Here is a 403-nt window from a genome sequence, read left to right on the forward strand (position 1 = left end):
ATGGAATCGCCCTGGATTTTCAGCGCATAGGAGGTTTCCGCCGCCCGCGTCGGAAGCTCGACCAGATCCCAGCCCTGCCCCGAGGGATAGCCGGCATCGTCGAAGAAGCCGCCGGCGCCGGCCTGGGCAAAGCCAAGCAGCGGAACGGCCATGCGCGGCTGCGCCGCCGCGGTGCCGCCGTGGCCTTCGACCAGCACGGTGAATTCCTGCAGCGAGGCGCCGGTGGCCTCCATGATCTTGGCCAGCGATTCGGGCGAGGGCCAGCGCGGCCGGCCGTCGGAGGACAGGCGTTTCGACTTGTTGAAAGCGGTGGAATCGAGGCACGCGCGCCTGGCGAGACCCGAAGCCCACAGCGAATAGCGGTCGCCCAGAGCGTCGATTGAGGCCCAGACGCGACCGTCCG

At 69.0% G+C, this 403-nt stretch carries 1 pseudogene; it reads right to left on the reverse strand.

The window, feature by feature from the left end:
• Positions 1-403 (reverse strand): annotated as a pseudogene (locus tag EN818_RS30925) (helix-turn-helix transcriptional regulator); the annotation flags it as partial.

Source organism: Mesorhizobium sp. M3A.F.Ca.ET.175.01.1.1 (genome assembly GCF_004791945.1).
GTDB lineage: Bacteria > Pseudomonadota > Alphaproteobacteria > Rhizobiales > Rhizobiaceae > Mesorhizobium.